General features: G+C 45.3%; 6 protein-coding genes. 3 read left to right on the top strand and 3 right to left on the bottom strand.

From position 1 onward, the window contains the following. Positions 1-477, top strand: a 477-nt coding sequence (locus B4K11_RS02160) for an EAL domain-containing protein (protein ID WP_292959208.1), incomplete at its 5' end; no start/stop codon positions are given. Positions 478-529: 52 nt separating this feature from the next. On the opposite strand, the gene B4K11_RS02155 is transcribed toward B4K11_RS02160, so the two are convergent. The 3 genes from B4K11_RS02155 to B4K11_RS02145 form a co-directional block, all read right to left on the bottom strand. Beyond that, entirely contained in the window at positions 530-2044 is a 1515-nt protein-coding gene (locus B4K11_RS02155) for a YifB family Mg chelatase-like AAA ATPase (RefSeq protein ID WP_292952896.1), read from the bottom strand. Positions 2045-2133: 89 nt separating this feature from the next. Next, positions 2134-3783: a putative bifunctional diguanylate cyclase/phosphodiesterase gene (locus B4K11_RS02150; protein WP_292952893.1), complete on the bottom strand. Its 1650-nt coding sequence runs from the start codon at positions 3781-3783 to the stop codon at positions 2134-2136. A 48-nt stretch (positions 3784-3831) separates the two neighbouring features. Further along, positions 3832-4086 (bottom strand): accessory factor UbiK family protein, encoded by a 255-nt coding sequence (locus B4K11_RS02145; protein ID WP_292952890.1) that lies wholly within the window; start codon positions 4084-4086, stop codon positions 3832-3834. 300 nt (positions 4087-4386) lie between these two features. Between B4K11_RS02145 and B4K11_RS02140 the strand changes: the two genes are divergently transcribed. Together B4K11_RS02140 and B4K11_RS02135 are read left to right on the top strand one after the other, a co-directional pair. Further along, a complete protein-coding gene (locus B4K11_RS02140) occupies positions 4387-4725 on the top strand; it encodes a P-II family nitrogen regulator (RefSeq protein ID WP_292952887.1) in 339 nt (112 codons plus the stop codon). A gap of 40 nt (positions 4726-4765) precedes the next feature. Beyond that, complete coding sequence (locus B4K11_RS02135; RefSeq protein WP_292952884.1) at positions 4766-6022, top strand: ammonium transporter; 1257 nt, start codon at positions 4766-4768, stop codon at positions 6020-6022. Positions 6023-6036 lie beyond the last annotated feature (14 nt).

The following is a 6036-nucleotide window of genomic DNA, read 5'->3' as shown; positions in this document are numbered from 1 at the left end:
TCATTCCGTCAGTTTAAAGATGACATGCTGGTCGATACGATTAAACGAATCATCAAACAAGAGGCTATAGATACTTCAGTTTTGGAGTTTGAGCTCACAGAATCTGCCCTTTTTAACGATGAAAACCATGTACGCGAGTGTTTAGACTCTTTAGCAGAAGAGGGAATAACCTTCTCGTTAGACGACTTTGGTACGGGCTACTCATCATTTGCGCTACTACATAAGCTGCCCATCAGCGCGTTAAAAGTAGACTGGTCCTTTGTCAGCCAAGTTCAAGAATCTTCGGAAGCCACTGAGATAGTTCGCTCAATTATCAGCCTTGCAAAGAATATGAAAATTGCCGTTGTTGCTGAAGGGGTAGAAACGCGCGAGCAACTCGACTTCCTAATCAAGCACGATTGCGACCAGATCCAAGGGTATTTTTATAGCCCTCCGGTCCCTTTCGAAGAGTTCAAAAGGATGTTGCCCAAATCATAGTCGCTCTATAGCCCCCCTGTTTCATACTAACTATTCATCAGATGTTCCCCTCTCATTTCAATATCTTTCTAGCAGATACCCGATAACTCAGTGCTTCCATCAAGTGTTTTCGCATCACCTGATCGGCGCCTTCAAGATCCGCGATCGTACGGGAAACCCGTAAAATACGATGATAAGCCCGTGCGGATAACTGCAACTTTTCCAGCGCACTCGCCAACATCTCCTTATCCGATTCATCAATGCGACACAGGGCCTCTAACTCCCGCCCTGCCAATAACTGATTCGGCTGTTTTTGCCGCTTTAACTGTCTTTCTCTAGCCTCCACGACTCGTTCCCTCACTTGCACACTGGCTTCAATACTATCGGGAAACCCCATTAACTCTTTTTGAGACAATGCCTGTACGCTTAGCTGAAGATCAATACGATCAAGCAGCGGGCCTGATACCCGTGATTGATAGCGCCTCACCTGATCAGGGCTGCAGCGACAGCGTTCAGTGCCATCTGCATAATAACCACAAGGACACGGGTTCATTGCCGTCACTAATTGAAATCTAGCGGGGAATACCGATTGTCTAGCCGCACGAGAGATGAGAATCTCACCCGATTCAATGGGCTCACGTAGCACCTCTAAAACCTTACGACTAAATTCAGGTAACTCATCAAGAAATAACACGCCTTGGTGGGCCAACGAGATCTCACCGGGCTTTGGATTGCCTCCCCCTCCGACCAGCGCCACAGAGGAAGCTGTATGATGGGGCGCTCTAAAAGGTCGCTGACAAAGAAGTTCACCGCTACTGCTCGTCTGTGCAATGGAATGAATGGCTGCAACTTGAAGACGCTCCTGTTCTGTCATCTCTGGTAGCAAACCGGGCAACCTATTCGCCAACATGCTTTTTCCGCTTCCCGGCGGCCCGACTAACAACAGGTTATGTGATCCAGCCGCAGCGATCTCCAACGCTCTTTTAGCTTGTAGCTGTCCTTTGACATCATTCAGATCAGGATAAATCTTGCTGGAAGCAAACGTTTGAGCGGATGCCTGCGCGGGTGAAATAGGCGTTTCTGACTTTAAATGAGCACACACATCAAGTAGATGTGATGCTGGAAAAATAGCTAACCCGGAGGCAAGTAAAGCATCCTCCGCATTTTTAGCTGGGAGTATTAAACCTCTCTTCACCTCACGGCAAGCTAAAGCGACCGGCAACACACCAAAAATAGGCCTTAACTCACCCGATAGCGCGAGCTCGCCCACCAACTCAACCGACTCTATCGCCTGACTTGGAAGCTGCCCACTCGCAACCAATATTCCGATCGCAACAGCAAGATCATAGCGACCGCCATCCTTAGGTAAGTCAGCTGGCGCGAGGTTGACAGTAATACGCCGTTGGGGGAAATCATAACCCGAATTGATCAGGGCACTGCGCACCCTTTCACGACTTTCTTTAACGGCTGTTTCTGGCAGGCCGACAAGGGAAAAACTAGGTAGTCCACCAGAGAGATGAACCTCGACCGTGACCAAAGGGGCATCAATACCTACCTGTGCACGGGTATACGCAATCGCTAGAGACATAAGCTTCCATCCTTGGAAGAGTTATAAAATGTAATTTAAAGATGAGGCTTATCTAATCCTCAAGACCCCATAGATAAACAATATACCTATCAATGCTCAACTGCTAAATGTTCCAGCAACTGTGCCAAAGTCAGCGGTGTGCCAAAATAAGGGCCTTGCATCAGCATACACCCTTGCCCCATCAGTTCACCACGTTGCCCAGCCGTGCTAAGCCCATCAGCCAACACTTCTATATTTAATTGATCAGCGATCGCTAAGATAGAGTCCACTATTTTACGACGCCTTTCATCATTGCTCATGGTCGTCACTAATGAAGCATCAATCTTAATAAAATCGGGTTGCACATCTCGAATCTGCTCAAGTGCGGGGCTTTCACATGCAAAACCAGTAATTGATAACAATGCATCGCTGGTCAATAGGTCAAAAACAGCGCCCTCTTTTTCCAAAGCCGTCTGAATATCAACATCGATCATTAATCGTCCTGATTTTTGATGCTGACTCAATTGCGAGACCCAACGCTGAATAGCATCTTTACTATTAAGCTGTTGAGCTTCTATACGCAGTGAAATAAAACGTAGGCTAGGAAAGCGCTCCCAAATAACATTGAGTGATTGTAGCTCTTGGTTAAGCCAATTTTCATACTGTTTTATAGAATCGGGATTTTCTAACAAGGCAGAAAAATCAGAAAAAGAAACCAGACCTAACTCCCCATGCAACCAGTATGGGCTTGCATGTACAGCCACCACCTGATGGCTATAGATACTGTAAACAGGCAGGTAGGACATCTGGATTTCATTACTGACGAGCGCGGTTATAAGATCCTCTTCACGTAGAATTTGCGGGCCCTTACTGCGTTCCATTAGCTCACTGTATACCCTAAAGGTATTGCGGCCGCCTTGCTTAGCGGCATACATAGCAACATCCGCTTTTTTCACTAGGTCTTTACCACGCTCAGCATGTTCTGGGTACATTGAAATCCCAACACTGCCGCTAATAAAGATCTCACGATGATCCACAAAAATACCATGTGATAACTGCTCAACGACCCGCTGCGCGACTTTAATTGCGGATTCAACGCCCTCAACCGCTGGCAGCATCATAACGAACTCATCACTGCTCAGTCTTGCTAATGCATCTTCATCACGGACCACAGAACCCAAACGACGCGCAACTTCCTGTAATAAACTATCCCCAACTGCACGGCCTAAATTATCATTGATCCACTTAAAGCGATCGAGGTCGACCAGCATTACTGCTAACTGTTCATTCGCTTCTTTACTCTGTGTAATCCGAGTAGACAGGATATCTTGAAACATATCCCAATTAGGAAGGTTAGTTAGTTCATCATACTGCGCCACTTGTTGATTAGTGGATTCCGCCGACTTCAAATAACTACTATTAAAAAATTGTGCTATATAGCCCGAATGATTGCCTGAATCATCTGATATCTTAATCACATTAAACCAAGCTGGATAAACAGCTCCGTCCTTATGACGATTCCATACCTCTCCTTGCCAAGATCCATGATTCATCAATTCAAGCCAGATAGTTTCATAAAAATCATCAGCAAGCTTAGCTGCACTCAGCAGGTGCAGGCTTTGTCCAACAACCTCCTCTAAGCAATAACCAGACACCTGCTTAAAAGCCGTGTTTACTTCGAGTATCTTGCTCTCAACATCCATCACAATGACGGCTTGAGGTGAATATAGGAAAAGCTGCTGTGCATAGTTTTCGATCATGGAAAATAAGCCCACTCAGTTCCGGATGAATTTTACTTAACTCGTGCTCTATTTATCTTGCGCTGCCTTATCTAAGGCGAGTAATTGCTGCTCTAACGCTTCAACCTGCTCTCGGGTGCGCAGTAGAACCGCCTTTTGCGCATCAAACTCTTCTCTACTGACAATATCTAAACGATCAAAAGTACCTTGGAGCAATGACTTCACCTGCTCTTTCATCTCACCCTGCCCAGGTAACTTAGCTTCTCCAGATAGTAGCTGAGTAAACTGTTCAGTTAAGCCTTCGATAAGCTGTGGATTAATCATCTTCACCTCAAAATTTAAACAATAACTGCCACAACTATAGCAACTCAGGCATACCAATCAATAGCGCACCAAAACCGCGCACTAAAAAAGAGCATCTACTGAGTCAGCACATATTTCTGCGCCCCATAATATTGCATAAAATATGAACAACAAAAGCCAATAAGCCATAACCAATTGTTTTAAAAGAACTTTATAAAGACTGGCACGACCTTCGCTATCTCTAGGGCAGAAATCGTTAATGAACTATTGCTAAACGATTTACGAATTAAGCAATAAATTAGAATTTATGGGGGTAACAAAATGAAGATGGTCTCCGCTGTCATCAAACCGTTCAAATTAGATGATGTACGTGAAGCTCTTTCTGAAATCGGTGTACAGGGTATCACCGTGACAGAAGTTAAAGGCTTCGGACGTCAAAAAGGACACACCGAACTTTATCGTGGTGCTGAATATGTTGTCGACTTCTTGCCTAAGGTACGTGTCGATGCAGCAGTATCAAGTGACATTGTAGAACAAGTTGTCGAAGCGATTAGCACTGCAGCTCAAACAGGAAAAATTGGTGACGGTAAAATTTTCGTTACATCAATTGAACAAGTTGTCCGCATTCGTACCGGTGAAACCGGCACTGAAGCACTTTAATACCGACTAATTTTCTGACCGCTTCTGGAGGAACCGACCAATGGAAGAACTATTAAATTCAACAGCAGCTGATGTTACTCAGCTTAAATATGCCCTAGATACTTTTTACTTTTTGGTATGTGGCGCATTAGTTATGTGGATGGCAGCAGGTTTTGCCATGCTAGAGGCGGGTCTAGTACGCGCTAAAAACACCACTGAAATTCTTACAAAAAATATCGCTCTTTATGCAATCTCCTGCATCATGTACTTAGTATGTGGTTATGCAGTCATGTACGGCGGTGAGTACCTTCTTTCAGGTATTACGGGCGATGGTTTCACGGGCGCTGAAGAACCAGCGACGTACGCACCTTCAGCTGACTTCTTCTTCCAGGTTGTATTTGTTGCGACGGCTATGTCTATCGTGTCAGGTGCAGTAGCTGAGCGTATGAAGCTTTGGGCATTCCTTGCTTTCGCTGTTGTAATGACAGGTATTATCTACCCAATGGAAGGTTCTTGGACTTGGGGCGGCAACGATGTATTCGGTATGTACAACCTAGGCGACCTTGGTTTCTCTGACTTTGCAGGTTCTGGTATCGTTCACATGGCAGGTGCAGCAGCTGCACTAGCGGGTGTACTTGTACTAGGCGCACGTAAAGGAAAATACACGAAAGATGGTGCTGTTGCGGCGATCCCAGGTGCAAACCTTCCACTTGCAACTCTAGGTACATTTGTACTTTGGTTAGGTTGGTTCGGTTTCAATGGTGGTTCTGTACTAGCGACATCTGATGTTGAAAACTCAAACGCTGTTGCCGTTGTATTCATGAATACCAACGCTGCTGCAGCCGGTGGTGTAGTCGCGGCTCTTGTTGTAGCACGTCTATTATTCGGTAAAGCTGACCTTACAATGGCACTTAACGGTGCGTTGGCAGGCTTAGTAGCAATTACTGCTGAACCATCAACACCTTCTGCTCTTCAGGCAACACTGTTTGGTGCAATTGGTGGTACGTTGGTTGTATTCAGTATCCTAACGCTAGATAAACTAAAAATTGATGATCCAGTCGGTGCAATCTCTGTACACGGTGTTGTTGGTCTACTAGGTCTACTATTAGTACCTGTAACAAATGACGGTTCATCGTTCTCTGGCCAGATCATCGGCGCTCTAACTATCTTTGCTTGGGTATTCGGTGCAAGCTTGGTTGTTTGGTTAGCAATCAAAGCTGTGATCGGTGTACGTGTATCTGAAGAGGAAGAGTACGAAGGTTCAGATATCGCTGAATGTGGTATGGAAGCATACCCAGAGTTCACTTCAGCTAAATAATCTAAACCATTGGA

The organism is Neptuniibacter sp. UBA6509 (assembly GCA_002435145.1).
Taxonomy (GTDB): Bacteria; Pseudomonadota; Gammaproteobacteria; order Pseudomonadales; family Balneatricaceae; genus Neptuniibacter.
Note: the sequence above shows the minus strand (reverse complement) of the source record. Positions and strands in the feature narration are given on the sequence as shown.

Excerpts from the sequence above, each read along its gene's own strand:
- B4K11_RS02155 (WP_292952896.1), bottom strand. The coding sequence starts at position 2,044 with ATGTCTCTAGCGATTGCGTATACCCGTGCACAGGTAGGTATTGATGCC.
- B4K11_RS02150 (WP_292952893.1), bottom strand. The coding sequence starts at position 3,783 with ATGATCGAAAACTATGCACAGCAGCTTTTCCTATATTCACCTCAAGCC.
- B4K11_RS02135 (WP_292952884.1), top strand. The coding sequence starts at position 4,766 with ATGGAAGAACTATTAAATTCAACAGCAGCTGATGTTACTCAGCTTAAA.
- B4K11_RS02140 (WP_292952887.1), top strand. The coding sequence starts at position 4,387 with ATGAAGATGGTCTCCGCTGTCATCAAACCGTTCAAATTAGATGATGTA.
- B4K11_RS02145 (WP_292952890.1), bottom strand. The coding sequence starts at position 4,086 with ATGATTAATCCACAGCTTATCGAAGGCTTAACTGAACAGTTTACTCAG.